Annotated in this window: 16 protein-coding genes; 7 read left to right on the top strand and 9 right to left on the bottom strand. The window is 63.6% G+C overall.

Features of this window, described 5'->3' with window-relative positions:
* Positions 1-16: 16 nt before the first annotated feature.
* The 8 genes from FNB15_RS02750 to FNB15_RS02785 all read right to left on the bottom strand — a co-directional run bounded on the left by FNB15_RS02750 (position 17) and on the right by FNB15_RS02785 (position 7,400).
* On the bottom strand, positions 17-1,060 hold the full coding sequence (locus FNB15_RS02750) for a 5-oxoprolinase subunit C family protein (protein ID WP_246068773.1): 1,044 nt from the start codon (positions 1,058-1,060) through the stop codon (positions 17-19).
* The gene (gene pxpB, locus FNB15_RS02755) at positions 1,057-1,785 is read right to left on the bottom strand and encodes a 5-oxoprolinase subunit PxpB (protein ID WP_144067242.1); all 729 of its coding nucleotides are present in this window, start codon (positions 1,783-1,785) and stop codon (positions 1,057-1,059) included. The genes FNB15_RS02750 and pxpB overlap by 4 nt, the downstream gene beginning before the upstream one ends.
* Before the next feature lie 24 nt (positions 1,786-1,809).
* A complete protein-coding gene (locus FNB15_RS02760) occupies positions 1,810-2,490 on the bottom strand; it encodes a DUF2848 domain-containing protein (RefSeq protein ID WP_144067243.1) in 681 nt (226 codons plus the stop codon).
* Between the two features lie 36 nt (positions 2,491-2,526).
* A complete protein-coding gene (locus FNB15_RS02765; RefSeq protein ID WP_144067244.1) occupies positions 2,527-3,810 on the bottom strand; it encodes a TRAP transporter large permease in 1,284 nt (427 codons plus the stop codon).
* Between the two features lie 4 nt (positions 3,811-3,814).
* Positions 3,815-4,414, bottom strand: a complete 600-nt coding sequence (locus FNB15_RS02770; protein WP_144067245.1) for a TRAP transporter small permease subunit — start codon at positions 4,412-4,414, stop codon at positions 3,815-3,817.
* Between the two features lie 69 nt (positions 4,415-4,483).
* Positions 4,484-5,542, bottom strand: a complete 1,059-nt coding sequence (locus tag FNB15_RS02775; protein WP_144067246.1) for a TRAP transporter substrate-binding protein — start codon at positions 5,540-5,542, stop codon at positions 4,484-4,486.
* 28 nt (positions 5,543-5,570) lie between these two features.
* Entirely contained in the window at positions 5,571-6,374 is an 804-nt protein-coding gene (locus FNB15_RS02780; RefSeq protein ID WP_221932731.1) for a putative hydro-lyase, read from the bottom strand.
* A 114-nt stretch (positions 6,375-6,488) separates the two neighbouring features.
* Complete coding sequence (locus FNB15_RS02785; RefSeq protein ID WP_144067247.1) at positions 6,489-7,400, bottom strand: LysR family transcriptional regulator; 912 nt, start codon at positions 7,398-7,400, stop codon at positions 6,489-6,491.
* 194 nt (positions 7,401-7,594) lie between these two features.
* Here FNB15_RS02785 and FNB15_RS02790 point away from each other — a divergent pair, with 194 nt between their 5' ends.
* The 3 genes from FNB15_RS02790 to FNB15_RS02800 are packed head-to-tail and all read left to right on the top strand — an operon-like array spanning position 7,595 to position 10,637.
* Entirely contained in the window at positions 7,595-8,482 is an 888-nt protein-coding gene (locus tag FNB15_RS02790; RefSeq protein ID WP_221932732.1) for a MurR/RpiR family transcriptional regulator, read from the top strand.
* Positions 8,479-9,813: an aspartate aminotransferase family protein gene (locus tag FNB15_RS02795; protein ID WP_144067248.1), complete on the top strand. Its 1,335-nt coding sequence runs from the start codon at positions 8,479-8,481 to the stop codon at positions 9,811-9,813. Before FNB15_RS02790 ends, FNB15_RS02795 begins: the two co-directional genes overlap by 4 nt.
* Entirely contained in the window at positions 9,813-10,637 is an 825-nt protein-coding gene (locus FNB15_RS02800) for a beta-keto acid cleavage family enzyme (protein ID WP_144067249.1), read from the top strand. The genes FNB15_RS02795 and FNB15_RS02800 overlap by 1 nt, the downstream gene beginning before the upstream one ends.
* A gap of 10 nt (positions 10,638-10,647) precedes the next feature.
* Here FNB15_RS02800 and FNB15_RS02805 read toward each other — a convergent pair whose 3' ends face one another.
* Positions 10,648-11,907 (bottom strand): D-amino acid dehydrogenase, encoded by a 1,260-nt coding sequence (locus FNB15_RS02805; protein ID WP_144067250.1) that lies wholly within the window; start codon positions 11,905-11,907, stop codon positions 10,648-10,650.
* Between the two features lie 171 nt (positions 11,908-12,078).
* Here FNB15_RS02805 and FNB15_RS02810 point away from each other — a divergent pair, with 171 nt between their 5' ends.
* The 4 genes from FNB15_RS02810 (at position 12,079) to queC (ending at position 17,673) form a co-directional block, all read left to right on the top strand.
* Positions 12,079-13,002 carry a LysR family transcriptional regulator gene (locus tag FNB15_RS02810; protein WP_185973684.1) on the top strand — a complete coding sequence of 308 codons (924 nt, stop codon included), beginning with the start codon at positions 12,079-12,081 and terminating at the stop codon, positions 13,000-13,002.
* A gap of 299 nt (positions 13,003-13,301) precedes the next feature.
* The gene (locus tag FNB15_RS02815; protein ID WP_144067252.1) at positions 13,302-14,279 is read left to right on the top strand and encodes a TAXI family TRAP transporter solute-binding subunit; all 978 of its coding nucleotides are present in this window, start codon (positions 13,302-13,304) and stop codon (positions 14,277-14,279) included.
* A gap of 92 nt (positions 14,280-14,371) precedes the next feature.
* Positions 14,372-16,960: a TRAP transporter permease gene (locus FNB15_RS02820; protein WP_144067253.1), complete on the top strand. Its 2,589-nt coding sequence runs from the start codon at positions 14,372-14,374 to the stop codon at positions 16,958-16,960.
* A complete protein-coding gene (gene queC, locus FNB15_RS02825) occupies positions 16,957-17,673 on the top strand; it encodes a 7-cyano-7-deazaguanine synthase QueC (RefSeq protein WP_144067254.1) in 717 nt (238 codons plus the stop codon). The genes FNB15_RS02820 and queC overlap by 4 nt, the downstream gene beginning before the upstream one ends.
* Positions 17,674-17,680: the final 7 nt, after the last annotated feature.

Consider the following 17,680-nt stretch of genomic DNA (forward strand, 5'->3'; position numbering starts at 1 on the left):
CCAGTCTCCACCCAAATTAATATCCACTGGGCGCGTCTACTGCGCCGCTGATCAGGTTCTGCGTATATAGCGCGTTCAGGTCGAGCATGACATCGGGCAAAGCCGTGCGGATGCCCTTGATCAGACGCCGCACCATCTTTTCCTGCTCACGACGGGCGGCCTCGGCGGCGGCCACCTCGAGGGCGGCAAACTGCAGCGTATCGCCCGGCTTCATGCGGCCGACACGGGCGAGATCGGCGGAGATCACGGTGGCGATCTTGGTATAGCCGCCGGTGGTCTGGCGGTCGGCCATCAGGATGATCGGCTTGCCGTTGCCCGGCACCTGGATCGAGCCGGTAACGACGCCTTCCGACGCAATGTCGGCGCCGCGCGTATGCTCGACGCTGTCGCCATCCAGCCGGATGCCCATGCGGTCGGCTTCCTTGGTCACCGTGTAGGTGGCCGAGAGAAACGTGTCGATGCCCTTGGCGGTGAAGCGGTCTTCCTGCGGTCCGAGCACGACGCGGACCGGGCCGCTGCCATAGTCGATATCATCGGCCAGTTCGCGTTCTTCGCCCTCTGCGGCGACCGTATTGAGCGGCAGCTTGTCGCCGGCCTTCAGCGCGCGTCCTTCGAAGCCGCCGAGGCCGGAGCGCATATATGTTGAGAGACTCCCCATGAAAGGCTGGATGGCAAAACCGCCAGCCACGGCGAGATAGGCCACGCCGCCCTCTTCTACCGCGCCGACGGTGAGTTTGTCGCCGCGCCTGAGCAGCAGCGAGCGCCAAGGCTTCACGCTACGCGCCTCACCACCGGCCGGCTGCACAGTGAGTTTCGCCTTACCGCCGAGCGCGACACGCACGCCGTCGACGGCTGCCACCAAGGTCGGGCCGAGATAGCCGATTTCCAGCGCGCCGGTGTTTTCAGGATTGCCCACCACCGCATTGGCGATGCGCAGAGCCATCGCATCCGTCGCACCGGCCACCGGCATGCCGAGCGCCTGCGACCCGAGCCGACCGAGATCCTGGACCGAGGTCATCAGACCCGGCGCGATGACGTCAAGGAAGCCCGCGTCGCTCACGGTTTCACCCTGAGCGACGCAGAATCGAACGATCCATCCTCGACCTGGCGCAGCATCGCGGCATAGTCATCGGTGGAGACGGCGAAATAAGTCACTTCGTCGCCGGCTGCCAGCAGGATCGGTTCGTCGCGCACCGCATCGAACAGTTTCAGCGGTGTGCGGCCGAGCAGATGCCAGCCGCCCGGGCTTTCCCAGGGATAGATCGTCGTCATCGATTCCGCGATCGCAACCGAGCCCTGCGGCACCTTGGTGCGCGGCGAAGACCGGCGCGGCAGATGCAGGGCCGCCTCCAGTCCGCCCATATAGGCCAGGCCGGGCATGAAGCCGAGCATGTAGACGAAATAGCGGCCGCCGGTATGGATCTCGATCACCTTCTGCGGCGTGACCTTGCAGCGTTCGGCAACCTCGGCGAGGTCCGGTGCGAATTCATCGGCGTAGCAGACCGGCAGGCGCCAGAGCCGGCCGGCGCGCTGCTGCGGCTTCAGGCCACCCAGCAGGCCGCGCACATGTGATTCCAGATCGGCGCGGCTGGTGACGAGCGGATCGTATTGCACCAGCAGGGCGCGGAAGGACGGAATGGTTTCGACCAGACCGGCCGGGCGCGTATCGGTCAGCGCGGCATGCAGCGCCATCACCATGGCATTGATACCACGGTCGATGCCTTCGCCGAATTCGACGCTGAAGCCGGTATCGCCGAAGGACCGTATCTGGGGATAGGCGCTCATGCCCGAGTCATAAGACGGAGTGGCTCACGCCACAACAGGAAGCGCCTCGATATCATAGGCGTGGCCGAGCTTACGCTGCAGCACCGGGTCCTCCAGCTCCATCTCGAAGCGCGTACCGGGGCGGATGCCGCCGATGGCGCCAATGGTACCGCCGAACATCAGACTGCCGGGAGGGAGTGTGGCGGTGTTGCTGTAACGCTGCATCAGGTCGGCCGGGCTGCGGAGCCCTGAGACCGCGCCTTCCTGATACAGGGTGCGCTTGCCATCGATGGTGGCCCAGGCGCGCAGGATCAGGCTGTCCCAGTGCGGCGCGACTTCGTCATAGCGCCACAGACCGGTGCCGACCACCTTGGAGCAAAGCTGCTTGGAGAGGGCAACGCCAGCGGCTTCGGCCTTGCGGTCGGTATGATCCGAGCCGACCGCGACCCAGAGCCCGTCGGCGAGCGACAGCACCACAGGTTCCACTTCACCCGAGGTATCCGGGCCGAGCACCTGCAGATGCGTGGTCTGGCTCAGCTGGCCGGTGCCGATGCGATAGAACAGCGGCACGGTGGACGGCCGAGGCACGCCGATAGCGGCCAGTTCCTCGATATGATGCTCGATGGCATGCGCATCGCGGCCGGCCCAGCCGGCAACAATAAGATTGTCGATCTGCACGGCGACGCGGTCGCGCTTGTCCTGCCAGAGGCGATCAAAAGTCAGCATGGGGCGAATCCTGTAGGTTAACCGAAGGCCAATATTTTAACCGAAAGTTTGGGGCAGCCAGAGCGCGATGCCCGGGAAGACAGTCAGCAGCAGGATCAGCAGGACCATGATGCCGACGAAGGGCACCGAGCCTGCAATCACGTCATTCAGCGTGCCGTGGGTGCGCAGCGACTGCACGACGAAGAGGTTGAGGCCGACCGGCGGCGTGATTAACGCCATCTCGATCAGGATGATGATGATGATGCCGAACCAGATCGGGTCGAAGCCTAAACCGAACATCACCGGCGCCACGATGGGGATCGTGGTGATCATCATCGACAGCGTTTCCATAAAACAACCGAGGACGAGGTAGAAGACAACAAGCGCGATCAGCATCTCGAATTTCGACAGGCCGAGACCGGCGATAAAGTCGGTCAGCATCGTGGTCAGCCCAATGGCTGAAATGATGAAGTTGAGGAAATAGGCCGCGACGATGATCATCATCACCATCGCCGTGGTCCGCATGGTGTTTTCCATCACCTCTTTCAGCATGGCGATGGACAGCCGCCGGTAGAAGGCGGCCAGCCCGAGCGCCGCCACCACGCCGAGCGAGGCGGCTTCGGTGGGCGTGGCCAGACCGGCATAGATCGAGCCGACCACGACGAGGAAGATGCCGAGCGGCGGCAACAGATCGATCAGGCTGGCGAAGCGTTCGCCCCAGCTGAAGTTTTCGGTTCGGCCACCCAGCGACGGCTTGACCATGCAGCAGATGGCGACGAAGAGCATGAACAGCAGCGCCAGGCCAAGGCCGGGAATAATACCGGCGAGATACAGCTTCGGAATCGAAGTATCGGTCAGCACCGCATAGATAATGATATTGATCGACGGCGGGATCAGGATGCCGAGCGTGCCGCCGGCAGCCAGCGTACCGAGAAACAGGCGTTCGTTATAGCCGTGCTTCTTCACCAGCGGCAGCGCCACAGTGCCGACGGTGGCTGCCGTGGCGACCGACGAGCCGGAGGTGGCGGCGAAAATGGCGCAGGCGCCGATATTGGAATGCATCAGGCCGCCGGGAATCCAGGCCAGCCACTTCACCATCGCGGCATACATACGCTCGGCCACGCCGGCGCGCAGCAGTATCTCGCCGAGCAGGATGAACATCGGGATCGAGACCAGCAGGAAGTCTTTTGAGGACGACCATGCCACCTCGCCCAGCGCCAGGCTGAGCGGCATCTTGGAATAAATTTTGTCGAGCAGCAGGCCAAGCGTGCCGAGCGCGCCGGCAACCGGAATGGCCGCCGCCAGAAGGGCGAGCAAGAGGACGAGCGTTGTGCCAAGCATCGGATCAGTCCTGCGGCTTGAGTGTGGCGGTATGTGCGGCTTCGCTGGCGGCGTCTTCCTCGATGGTGCGCGCGCCGGCCAGGCTGCGCACCTTGGCGAGATCGCCGCCGAGTAGCGCGAACAGGCTGCGCAGCAGCAGCGGCAGGATGGTGAAAAGGAAGAAGACCAGGCCGATCAGCCAGAGCGACTGCGGAATCCACAGCGGCGTCGCCAGCGGCGTGGTAGCGCGGGCCTGGAAGGCCAGCGAAGTGTCGAGCACATCCCAGGCCTGCCAGGTGAGCAGCGCGAGGAAACCGCCAAAGGTGATCAGGGCGACGATATCGAGAATGGCGCAGATCGCCTGCGGCAGGTGGATATAGAGTGCGTCCACACGCACATTGGCGCGGCGCAGCAGCGTGAACGCCAGCGCCCAGGTGGTGCCGATGGCGAAGGCATAGCCGGACAGTTCGTCGGCACCGCCGAGTGACACGAGAAACAGCTTGCGCAGCAGCACGTCGACGGACACCAGAACGGCGGAAACAAGGATCATCGCGCCACCGGCCCAGATGGCATAGTGGGAAATGCGGTCGGCAAAGCCGAGCCAGCGATCGAGCAGCGCGGTCATGATGTCCCCCGAGGTCAGAGAAAGGCAGGCGGGGCCGCGTCAGCGCGGCCCCGCCCTCGTTCCGGGCGCTTAGTTCGCCTTGGCGGTGATGCCGACGATCTTGCCGATGCTGTCGTTCCAGGCCGGAACGCAGTCGCCGGTGCAGCGGGCAGCCCATTTCGGCACAACGGTTTCAGCCATCGCCTTTTTCAGCAGCGCCTTATCGGCGTCAGTGACCGGTACGACGGTCATCTTGGCCTTGCTGCCGAGCTTGCAGTTGTCCTTGCCGGCGTTGCAGTCGTAACCCTGCTGGGTTTCTTCCGCGGCGGCCTTCCAGATGCGGTCTTCCAGGCCCTTGATCTCGGACTGCAGGAAGCTCTTCACCTTCGGGTCGAGGCGATCCCAGGTCTTCACGTTCACGCCATGCATGACATGGCTCCAGCCCAGCGGCAGGGCATAGATATGCGTCGCCACTTCATACCATTTGGCCGAATTGCCCGACAGCGTGCCGGTGATGGCGCAATCGACCACCTTGTTCTGCAACGCCGGCACCACTTCGTTGAAGGCCAGTGTCACGCCGGTGCCGCCGAAGGCCTCGACGAATTCGGCCAGCGTGCGGTTACCGGTGCGCACCTTCTTGCCCTTCAGATCGGCCAGGCCCTTGATGTCACCGTTGCAGAACAGCACCTGGGCCGAATAGGGCCAGATGCCGAGCACCTGCACGCCGAAACGCTCGCGGTAAAACTTGTCATAGACCGGCTTGTAGGCATCGGACACCTTGCGGGCCATCTCGACATCCGGCGACAGGCCGGCGAGATCGACGGCTTCGTTGCGCGCGTCATCGGCGGCGACATAACCCAGCACGGTGGAGCCGAAGTCGATCACGCCCAGACGCATCAGGCGGAAGATTTCCGCACCCTTCAGGCCCATTTCGTTGAACGGCGTGATTTCCGCGGTGACGGCGCCCTTGGACTTCTCGCTGATTTCCTTGGTCCAGAACGGCTGCTCGTATTCCTTGTACTGGGTCAGATTGCCCCAGGCGCCGACCACTTTCAGCGGCGTCTTCGGCAGGTCCTGCGCCAGAGCCATACCGCTCAGCCCCATCGCAACGGCGCCGGCAAGCGCCAGCGTCTTGATCATGGATTTCATCTCTTCCCTCCGGTTGTGAATTGCAGATTTACAGGATCGCCAGGCGACTGTTCTTCAGATCGGTCACCAGCATGTGGCCCGGCGCATGGGTGATGCAGAAATCCGGTTTCACGGTGGCGATCACCGACTGGGGCGTGACGCCACAGGCCCAGAAGACCGGCAGTTCGTCGGCCTTCACCTCGACCGGGTCGCCGTAGTCGGGCTTCGCGATATCCTTGATGCCCAGCAGCTCGGGCTTGCCCAGATGCACCGGCGCGCCATGCACGGCCGGGAAACGCGAGGTGATCTGCACCGCGCGGATCGCGTCGGCGGGTTTGAGCGGGCGCATGGAAACCACCAGCGGGCCATGGAAGGGCCCGGCCGGCACGGTGTCGATGTTGGTGCGATACATGGGCACATTGGTGCCGGCACTGATGTGGCGCAGGTCGATGCCATCCTCGACCAGCGCTTCTTCAAATGAAAACGAGCAGCCGATCAGGAACGCTACTAGGTCGTCGCGCCACACGGCCTTCAGGTCGGGCACTTCCTCGACCAGCTTGCCGTCGCGCCAGACGCGATAGAGCGGCAGGTCGGTACGGATATCGAGGTCCTCGGCCAGCGCCGGGATCCGCGGATCGCCCGGCTCAGAGGCACCGATCAGCGGGCAGGGTTTGGGATTGAACTGGCAGAAGCGGAAGAAGTCGTCCGCCAGCGCCTTGGGCAGGATGGCCAAGTTGCCCTGCACGAAACCCGGGGCAATACCGGCGGTCTGGCCGCGATGTTCGCCGCTGCGAATGGCCAGCCGGGCCTCGCGGCCGCTGCCATAAATCTTACCCGACGCCATTGCGTTCATTCCGTCCTCCACTCTGCGGGTATCGCATCATGACGGATGGATGACTGTCCAATCGCGAGTTCGCATGGTGACCCATAAGAATTTCTTATGGGTCAAAAATCATACGACCGGAGATTACTTCTGCCTCTTTTCGCGCCGACGTGCTTCCGCCTGCGCCATCTCGCGCGCAATCTCGGTCACCGCTTCGGCCAGATAGCTGTCGGGTTTGACCGGATAGCAGGCATGGAAATTCAGATCGGGCAGATTCTGTTCCGCCTTCACCACACGCAGGCGCTTTTCCGTCAGTTCGCGCCGGATGATCAGCGGCGGAATCGCCGAGATACCGATGCCATCCAGTGTCATGCGGACGATGGTGGAGAGTGATGCATTGCCATACATCCGCAGTGCTGGCATGTCGTGACGCGTCATCATCTCGCGGATCGCGATATAGGGCCTGGTGTTGCGCGGATAGGTGATGATCGGCCAGCGTGCCAGAGTTGAGAGCGGCACCGGCTCGGCGCCCAGATCAAGCGACGGGCTGGCGACCCAGGCCAGTGGATAGCTGGATAAAGCCACATTTTTCATACGTGGTTCGCTGATCGGACCCAGCACGAAAGCGATATCGAGCTGATGCGCCAGCAGGCGTTCGCGCAGCAGTGGCGAAACATCAACTTCGATTTCCAGTGTCAGCGCCGGATAGACCGTGTGCATGCGCTCGATCAGTTTCGACAGCCAGGTATGCACAATGGTTTCGGCCACGCCGAGGCGCACGATGCCACGCATCGCCTTCTTCTCGCGCGCTGCATGCAGCAGGTCGGCATGCAATTGCAGCATGCGTTCGGCATAGGGCAGCAATTCATTGCCCTTCGAGGTGAGCGCGATACCGCGCGGCTCGCGATCGAAGAGTTTCACGCCGAGTTCGGACTCGAGCTGCGCGATACGCTGCGACACGGCCGGCTGCGTGGTGTTGAGCTTGTCGGCGGCGGCGCGGAAGCCGCCGAGATGGGCGACCCAGACGAAAGTTTCGAGATTGCGCAGATCGGCCATTGCTCGCAGCCCAGGGTTTTGCTGTCGGACTATAAGCCGGGCTTATGGGCCCTCGGCAAGGGCCGCGGCGCTGCTCCGGACTTGCCTATGAAACATTCGTATCATTATAAAATATAATAGCATCAATTGTTGCAAACCATCCCGGCCTGCGGTTCAATTACGCCATGCCGGAACTGATATCCGCCGATCCTTCTTTGAGCGACCGTATCGCCCAGGCCTTTCCCAGCCTGCCGCCGCAACTGCAGGCGGCCGCCCGTTTCGTGCTGGAGCATCCGGACGATGTGGCTCTGCTGTCGATGCGCGAGCAGGCGCGCCGCGCCGGCGTACCGCCGGTGACGATGACACGACTGGCGCGGCAACTGGGCTTCGCCGATTACGCTGCCTTCCGCGACCTGCAGGCCACGGCATTGCGTCGACCCAGCCATACGGCTGAATTCAGCCACCGCGCCGGCCGACTGCAGCAGCGCAAGGCGCAGAGCGGCGATGGCGCGCTGGCGACACAGATTGGCTGGGCTACCGCCGAGCATATCGCCGGTAGCCATGACGAAGCGGGCACTGCCGCGCTGATCGCAGCCGCGACGCTCATCGAAACGGCCCGCAAAGTGTATTTCCTGGGCCTGCGCTCCTGCCATGCCGTCGCCTTCCACGCACAATATGTGCATGGCCTGTTTCGCGACAATGGCGTGCTGCTGGATGGCGCCGGTGACACCGGTTTCGACGCGCTGCGCCACGCCGGTCCGGGCGACGTGCTGGTGGTGATCAGTGTCGAGCCCTATACCACGGCGGCAGTCGAGCGTACGGCTTATGCCGCCAGGCTCGGCATGGAGGTGGTAGCCATCACCGACAGCCGCGTGTCGCCGGTGGCAGCCCTTGCCCAGGCCAGCATTCTGGTACCGACCGACACGCCCTCATTCTTCCATGCCATCACGCCGGCCTTTGCCGCCGCCGAAACGCTGATCGCGCTGGTGGCTGCGCGTAGCGGCGAGCAGGCACTGAACGCCATCCGCAATGCCGAGCACCAGCTCGACGCCTTTTCCACCTACTGGTCCCGTCGCCCGCAGCGCAGAAAGCCGAAAGCATGACAAGCCGCATCCTGCATCGCTCGATCACCCACAGCTATCCGGTCGCCGTCGGCGGCGAAGGCATCCGCATCATCGATTCCAACGGGAAGCAGTATATCGACGCCTCGGGCGGTGCTGCGGTGAGCTGTCTCGGCCACGGCCATCCCGACATCACACGCGCCATGCATGAGCAGGCCGACAAGCTGGCGTTTGCCCATACCAGCTTCTTCACCACCGAGCCGGCGGAACGTCTCGCCGACGAGCTGATCGCCCATGCGCCCAAGGGCATCAGCCATGTCTACTACGTCTCTGGCGGGTCTGAAGCCATCGAAGCCGCACTGAAGATGGCGCGGCAGTATCATGTCGAGCGCGGCGAGCCGCAGCGCAAGCATTTCATCGCCCGCCGCCAGAGCTATCACGGCAACACGGTGGGTGCATTGTCGGTCGGCGGCAATGCCTGGCGCCGCCAGCAATTCGCCCCGATGCTGATCGAGGCGCATCATATCGCGCCCTGCTTCGAATACCGCGACCGCCGCCCCGACGAGACGCCAGAAGCCTATGGCACGCGCACCGCCGACGAGCTGGAAGCCAAGATCCTCGAACTCGGCAAGGACAGTGTGATCGCTTTCGTCGCCGAACCGGTGGTGGGCGCGACGCTGGGCGCGGTGACGGCCGCGCCGGGCTATTTCAAACGCATCCGCGAAATCTGCGACAAATACGGCGTGCTGCTGATCCTTGATGAGGTGATGTGCGGCATGGGCCGCACCGGCACGCTGCATGCCGTCGAGCAGGAAGGCATTTCGCCCGATATCATGACCATCGCCAAGGGCCTGGGCGGCGGCTACCAGCCGATCGGCGCCATCCTGCTGGGCCAGCATATTTTCGACTCCTTCAAGAACGGCTCCGGCTTCTTCCAGCATGGCCATACCTATCTTGGCCATCCCATGGCCTGTGCCGCAGCGCTCGCCGTGCAGGAGGTGATCAAGCGCGACAAGCTGCTCGACAACGTGCAGGCGATGGGCGCGCATCTGATGGACCGCCTGCAGGATCGCTTCGGCAATCATCGCCATGTCGGCGACATCCGTGGCCGCGGCCTGTTCCAGGCCATCGAACTGGTGCAGGATCGCGCCAGCAAGGCCACCTTCGATCCGGCCAAAAAACTGAATGCCCGCATCAAGCAGGAAGCCATGGCTCTCGGCCTGATGTGCTATCCGATGGGCGGCACCATCGACGGCAAGCATGGCGACCATGTGCTGCTCGCCCCGCCTTTCATCTGCACCAAATCAGATATCGACCTGATCGTGGAAAAGCTCGGCGAGGCCGTCGATATTTCGCTGAAGAGTGTTGCCTGATGACGCCTGCCATCATCGCCGTCGCCCCGAATGGTGCCCGCAAACTGAAGCCCGACCATCCGGCGGTGCCGCTGAGCGCTGATGAACTCGGCCTCTGCGCCGCGCAGTGCCTGGAGGCCGGCGCCACAATGATCCACCTGCATGTGCGCGAGCCCGGCAGCGGCAAACATTCGCTGGATGCCGATCTCTATCGCGCCGCCATCAGGGCGGTGCGGCGCGAGGCCGGCGATGACCTGATCATCCAAGCCACGTCAGAAGCCGCTGGCGTGTATGACCGCCACCAGCAGATGGCGGCGATGCGCGCCCTGATGCCGGAAGCCTGCAGTCTCGCCGTGCGAGAGATCCTGCCCGATGAGGCGGCAGACAAGGAAGGCAGCGCTTTCCTGACCGAACTCTACAAGGCCGGCGTGATGATGCAGTACATCCTCTACGCCGATACGGATGTGCAGCGGTTTCACGAACTGAAAGCGCGCGGCATCATTCCGGGCGACAAGCATTTCGTGCTGTTCGTGCTCGGCCGCTATACGGCAGGGCAGAAGTCCGAACCGGTCGACCTGCTGCCTTTCCTGCACGACTGGAGCAATACGGATGGCGATTTCGCCGTCTGTGCTTTCGGCGCGAAGGAGTCGGCCTGCGCCTTGACTGCGCTCGGCCTCAACGGCCATGCGCGATTGGGTTTCGAGAACAACATGCTGCTGAGCGACGGCAGCACCGCGCCCGACAATGCGGCCCTGATCCGCCAGACCGTGCAGGCGGCCGGCGTGATGGGTCGCAGCATCGCCGACGTGAAGACGGCGCGGGCGTATCTGGCGGCGCTGCGCTAAGCAGCGCGTTTCAGGCAGCACTCAGCGCGAAATCCGCTTCCGGCACCGGCGACGGCCGGCCGGCAAGTGCCGCCGCGATCACTTCGGCAGACCCGAACGCCAGCGTGAAGCCGAGCGCGCCATGGCCGACATTGAGCAGCAGGTTGTCGATTCCGCTGGCATTGAGGATCGGCAGGCCCTTGGGCGTGGCCGGACGCAAACCCGTCCAGGGCTCCATCTGCTGCCAGGTCGAAGCCTGCGGAAACGTTTCGCGCGCCTGCGCTACGAGCTGGCCCAGCCGGCGCGGATCGATGCTGTCATCGTTGCCGACGATATCGGCCATGCCGGCAACGCGCAGCTTTTCGCCCAGCCGCGCATAGACCACCTTGTAGTCCGTGTCAGTGATCGAGACGCGCGGCGCGGCATCGTCATTGGCGATTGGCAGCGACAGGCTGTAGCCCTTGATCGGATAGATCGGCAGATCGAGGCCGGCCGTGAGTCCGAGCCGCCGACTGGCGACGCCGGCCGCCAGCACATAGGCATCGGCCTCCAGCACCTCGCCAGCGGCGGTTTCCACACCGAGCAGACGCCGGCCGCTGCGCAGCAGGCGCCGCACCTTGGCGCCATAGACGAATTTCACACCGCCGTTGCCGCCTGACAGCAGGCTTTCGATGCCCTGACAAAGGCGGTACGGATCAGCAGCTTCCTCATCGGCCGTATATACGCCGCCGACTATGCGATGTGCGATGCCGTTCAGCGCCGGCTCCAGCCGCAGGCAGGCGTCGCGGTCCAGCACCTCCTGCACGCTGCCGCGCCGGCTCTGATACTCCACCTGTGCCCGCGCGGCCTCAAGGCTGGCCGCACTGCCCTGCACCACCAGCTTGCCCGCCTTGCTCCAGGCGAAATCGAGGCTGCGGATATCCTCTGCGCCATGCAGCACGGCGCGGCTCAGATAGGCCAGGCGCAGCAGCCTGTCAGTAGTGGCGAAGGCCTGTTCGCGCGTGCAGGCCGCCATGAATTTCAGCAGCCAGCGATACTGGAACAGATCGAAGGTGGGGCGGAAGCGCATCGGCGTGTTGCGCCCGAACAGGTATTTCGGCAGATCAAACCAGACGCCGGGACTGGCCAGCGGCGCCACATAGGAATAGCTCAACTGCGCGCCATTGGCGTGGCTGGCACCCTGCGCAGTGGTGGATGCGCGATCGACGATGGTGACGCTGTGGCCGTCGCGCGCGAGACGCCAGGCGGTCGTCATGCCCACCACGCCAGATCCGATCACCACGATATTCATGCGACGCTCCGCATCACTCAACGAATTGGTGCACCGCGAGACAAATGGCCTCGCAGCGGCCAGATCAAACTAGGTGGCCACGACCCGCACTGCCACTGCCGATCCGGCGGTTGCCCATTACATTGCGTTATGCCATGTCTTGCTCAAGTCGCCCTCCTGGCCGGACCCGCCATGCAACTGCGCCACCTTGAAGTCTTTCACGCCATCATGCTCACCGGCACGATCACGGCGGCGGCAAAACTGCTCAACATCTCGCAGCCGGCGGCAACGCGCCTGCTGCTGCGCGCGGAAGACCAGCTCGGCTACAAGCTGTTTGACCGCGTGCGCGGCCGCCTGCTGCCGACGCGCGAGGGTCAGGTGCTGCATGCCGAGAGCGAGCGCATCATCAGCGGACTGGACAACCTGCGCAAACTCTCGCGCAACCTGGGCGCCGCTACCAGCGGACATCTGCGCATCGCTGCCGCACCGGCTTTGTGCGTCGACCTGATCCCGCTGGCGATCACACGCTTCCGGCAGAAACATGCCGATGTCAGTTTCGAGGTCGAAAGCCGGCAATATGCTGATCTGCTTCGCGTGGTGCTGAATCACGAGGTCGATCTCGGCGTCGGCTTCGACATCCAGTCTCATCCCGGCCTCGACATCCAGACGCTGGCACCCGCGCAATTCTACGGCATCTTCCCGAAATCGATGGGAACGCAACTGCCGGCAGCGGTGAAAATCGAATGGTTCCGCAAACATCCCTTTATCGGCCTGCGCAGCGACGATCCGCTCGGTGCCGCCTTCAGCGCCGCGGTGAAACTCTCGGGGGTCGACCTGCAGCCGATCGTCGAGGTCAAGACCAACCAGATCGCCCTGGCGCTGGTCTCGCGCGGCGCGGGCGTGGCGATCGTGGACCAGTATACCGCCGCATCGCTCAACCCGGACCTGGTCGTGGCCCGTCCGCTGTCGCCGCGAATCGATTTCACCGTGCAGACCCTGCGCGCAAAACACCAGCCCGCATCGGTTTTAGCGCGGAAATTCAGCGCTACTCTGGCACTGACCGAGAAAACCATCTCCGGCGTGCTGGGCCCGACGGACAAGACCTATCGGGCTTGACGAAGCGCGCCTAAATTGCCTCCATACCATCAGGTTATGGACATGGCACCGATACGCATGGCAGAAATGCCGTGCGGTTCAGCTATCACAGGGTTAAGGAACTGGCCGGCAGTCGCATCGGGGGGCGGCACCGGCATGGTTGGCGGAGACACTTCGGAGACCGATCCGAAGACAGCCGGCCCGGATCCTTGTCTGTCCCGATACCGCTGGCCCGGGTTTTCACAATCCCTGGACAGCATCTTGAAGTAACGCCTGGCCTGGCCAATCACGGCGGCGGCCATCACGGAGGAGAAGTAATCATGCTGTTTGGAACCAAGCACCTCGCGATCGGTGCTTTCGGCGCGGCCGTTCTGGCTGCCCTGCCCGGCGCCAGCATGGCGCAGCAGAAGTTCGTCACCATCGGCACCGGCGGCGTGACCGGCGTGTACTACGCGGCCGGCGGCGCGATCTGCCGCCTGCTGAACAAGGACCGCAAGGCCCATGGCATCCGTTGCTCGGTCGAATCGACCGGCGGTTCGGGCTACAATATCAACACGATCAAGGCCGGCGAGCTGGATTTCGGCGCCGCCCAGTCTGACGTGCATTATCAGGCCTTCAAGGGCGTTGGCCCGTTCAAGGATGCCGGCGAGTTCAAGGATCTGCGCTCGGTCTTCTCGATCCATCCGGAGCCGTTCACGGTGCTGGCCCGCAAGGAAGCCAACATCACCAAGTTTGAAGACTTCAAGGGTAAGCGTTTCAACGTCGGTAATCCGGGTTCGGGTACCCGCGGCTCGATGGAGCAGCTGCTTGCCACGATGGGCTGGAAGCTGACCGACTTCTCGCTCGCCTCCGAGCTGAAGGCTGACGAACACGGCCCCGCGCTGTGCGACAACAAGATCGACGGCTTCTTCTACGGCGTCGGCCACCCCTCGGCCAACATCCAGGACCCGACCACCACCTGCGGCGCCAAGCTGGTTTCGCTGACCGGCCCGGCCGTCGACAAGCTGGTGGCCGAGAATTCCTACTTCGCCAAGGCCACGATCCCGGCCGGCCTGTACAACAACAACCCGCAGGCGACGCAGACCTATGGCGTGCTCGCCACCATCGTCAGCTCGACCAAGGTTGACACTGAAACGGTCTATCAGCTGGTGAAGGCGGTTTACGAGAACTTCGACGAATTCAAGAAGCTGCACCCGGCTTTCGCCAACCTGGACCAGAAGGCGATGATCAAGGACGGCAACTCGGCCCCGCTGCATGACGGCGCCGTGAAGTACTACAAGGAAAAGGGCCTGATGTAAGGCCTCCGCAGCGATGCGCAGCCGGCCCGTTTTCAGGAACGGGCCGGCTTTTTTTTAAGTAGAAGACCTTTCGAATTTTCCGGGGGACTGCAATGACTACCACCGCAAACCGGCCCGCCACCGAGCAGGAACTGCAGGAACTCGTCAAGGAAGCCGATCTCGGCGGCCGCGATCCGCAGGGTCTGGTCGCGAAGATCATCCTGATCGTCGCCGTCGCCTGGTCGGTCTTCCAGGTCTGGTACGCCTCGCCGCTGCCCTTCGTGTTCGGCGTCTTCATCCTGAACGACACCGAAGCCCGCGCGATCCATCTCGGTTTCTCGGTCTTCCTGGCTTTTACCTGCTATCCGGCGTTCAAACGCTCGCCACGCCGCTACATTCCAATTGCCGATTGGGTATTTGCCATCGCCGGCGCATTCGCCGCGTCCTACCTCTTCCTGTTCTATCGCGATCTGGCGCTGCGGCCGGGCCAGCCGACCTGGTATGACCTGGTCGCCTCGGGCGTAGGCCTGCTGCTGCTGCTGGAGGCTACGCGCCGCTCGCTCGGCCCGCCGATGGTGATCGTGGCCGCGGTTTTCATCACCTTCACCTTCGCCGGCCCCTGGATGCCGGATGTGATCCAGCACAAGGGCGCCTCGCTCACCAAGTTCCTGCAGCATCAGTGGCTGACCACTGAAGGCGTGTTCGGTGTCGCGCTTGGCGTCTCCGCCGGCTTCGTCTTCCTCTTCGTGCTGTTCGGCTCGCTGCTGGAAAAGGCCGGCGGCGGCAACTGGATGATGCAGATTTCCGTCGCCCTGCTCGGCCATCTGCGTGGCGGTCCCGCCAAGGTGGCCGTGGTCTCTTCGGCGCTGAACGGCGTTGTCTCGGGCTCATCGGTCTCCAACGTCGTCTCGGGCGGCATCTTCACCATCCCGATGATGAAGCGGACCGGCCTGTCCGGCGTTAAGGCCGGTGCCATCGAAACCGCCTCCTCGGTCAACGGCCAGATCATGCCGCCAGTGATGGGGGCAGCCGCCTTCCTGATGACCGAATATGTCGGCCTGCCCTATTCCGACATCGTCAAACACGCCTTCCTGCCAGCGGTGATTTCCTACATCGCGCTGTTCTACATCGTCGATATCGAAGCGCAGATCATCAACGCCAAGCCGCTGGAACGTGCCATAAAGCGCCCGCGCGGCGAATTCTGGCTGCGCCAGTTGCTCGGCTGGAGCGGCACGGTCGCCTTCATCTGCGGCCTGTACTATGTCGTACTCGGCATCCAGGCCGTGTTCGGCGTCGCCGCGCCCTGGCTGCTCGCCATCGGCGGCATCGGCCTGTATCTGGTCTCGCTGTGGTATGCTGCCAGGTTCCCGGATCTGGAACTCGACGATGCCAGCAACCCAGACCTCAAGATTCCCGAAGCCTGGGCGGTGGCACGCACCGGCCTGCATTTCACCCTGCCGATCATCGTGCTGCTGTGGTGCCTGATGGTGGAAGAAATGTCGCCCGGCCTGTCGGCTTTCTGGGCGACCGCCTCGGTGATGGCGATCGTGGTGACGCAGCGGCCGATCATCGCCTTCTTCCGTGGCAGCCGTGAATTCTCGGCGACCGTGAAGCAGGGCCTGCTCGACCTGGTTGACGGCCTCAACCTCGGCGCCCGCAACATGATCGGCATCGGCATCGCCACCGCCACTGCCGGCATCATCGTCGGCACCGTGACGCTGACCGGCATGGGCCTGATGATGACCGACTTTGTCGAATTCCTGTCGGGCGGCAATGTCATGATCATGCTGTTCCTGACTGCCTTCATCTGCCTGATTCTGGGCATGGGCATCCCGACCACGGCGAACTACATCCTGGTCGCCACCCTGATGGCCCCGGTGATCGTCGAACTGGGCGCACAGGCCGGCCTCGCCATCCCGCTGATCGCCGTGCATATGTTCGTGTTCTATTTCGGCATCATGGCCGACGTGACACCGCCGGTGGGCCTGGCCTCCTTCGCGGCCGCCGCGATTTCGGGCGAGGATCCGATCAAGACCGGCCTGCAGGGCACAATCTATTCGATGCGCACAGCCGTGCTGCCCTTCGTGTTCATCTTCAATCCGCAGCTGCTGCTCATCGACATTGACCACGCGGCCGAGGCGGTCCTGGTAATTGGCATTTCAACCATCGCCATCCTGCTGTTTGCCGCCGGCACCATGGGCTGGTTCCTGACCCGCAGCAAACTCTGGGAATCCGCCCTGCTGCTGCTGATCTGCTTCGCCATGTTCCGGCCGGGCTTCTTCATGGACAAGCTCTATGAGCCCTATGTGCAGGCCCCTGCCGCACAGATCTACGACATCGCCGGCCGCCTGCCGGATGACGGCCGCATCCTGCTGGTCGTGGCCGGCACCACGCTGGAAGGCGAGGATGTGACCAAGACGATCAGCCTGCCGGTAGGCCTGCCCGGCGACGGCCGCAAGCGGCTGGCTGATGCCGGCCTGACGCTGGTGCCGATGGGCGACAAGATGCAGATCGGCGCGATCAAGTTCGGCTCGGGCGCCAAGCGGGTCGGCCTGGAAGGCGGCTTCACCGTCGAGCATGTACTGCTGCCTGCCGATCGGCCGAGCAAGCACCTAGTCTACATCCCCGCCTTTATCCTGCTGGCGGGAATTGTGATGCTGCAACTGCGCCGCCGCAAGACGGCGAAGCTGGCGGTGGCATGAGCCTGACCGTCGTTCTCTGCTCGGGTGGCATTGATTCCGCCACCCTCGCCTACAAAGTAGCGGTCGAGCGTAAGCTCGACCGCCTCATTTCTTTCGACTACGGCCAGCGGCATCGCCGCGAGATCGAACATGCCGCGCGCATCGCCGCTGCGCTCGGCGCGCGCCATGATGTGGTCGACATCACCGCGCTAGGCAAGTTCCTCACGTCTTCGTCGCTGATTTCAGGCGGCGATGCGATACCGGATGGGCATTACGCGCAGGACAACATGAAGTCCACCGTGGTGCCGAACCGCAATGCTATCATGCTGAGTATCGCTTTTGGCATCGCGGCCGGTGCAAAGGCGGACGCAGTCGGCATTGCCGTGCATAGCGGCGATCATTTCATCTATCCCGATTGCCGTCCCGCCTTCATCGATGCCTTCCGCACCATGCAGCAGCGCGCACTGGAGGATCTGTGGGAGGTCGAACTGTATTCGCCCTTCACCACGACCGACAAGGCCGGCATCGTCGCCGAAGGCGCGCGGCTTGGCGTGCCCTTCCACCTGACCTGGAGCTGCTACAAGGGTGGTGAGATGCATTGCGGCCGCTGCGGCACCTGCGTGGAACGCCGCGAGGCATTCCACCTCTCCGGCGTGCCCGATCCGACGCAATACGAGGACGCGGATTACTGGCTGCAGGCCATCGCGGAGATGAAAAAGACAAAAGGCGGCTGAGAGGCCG

Origin of the sequence: Ferrovibrio terrae (assembly GCF_007197755.1) — a bacterium.
Taxonomy (GTDB): Bacteria; Pseudomonadota; Alphaproteobacteria; order Ferrovibrionales; family Ferrovibrionaceae; genus Ferrovibrio; species Ferrovibrio terrae.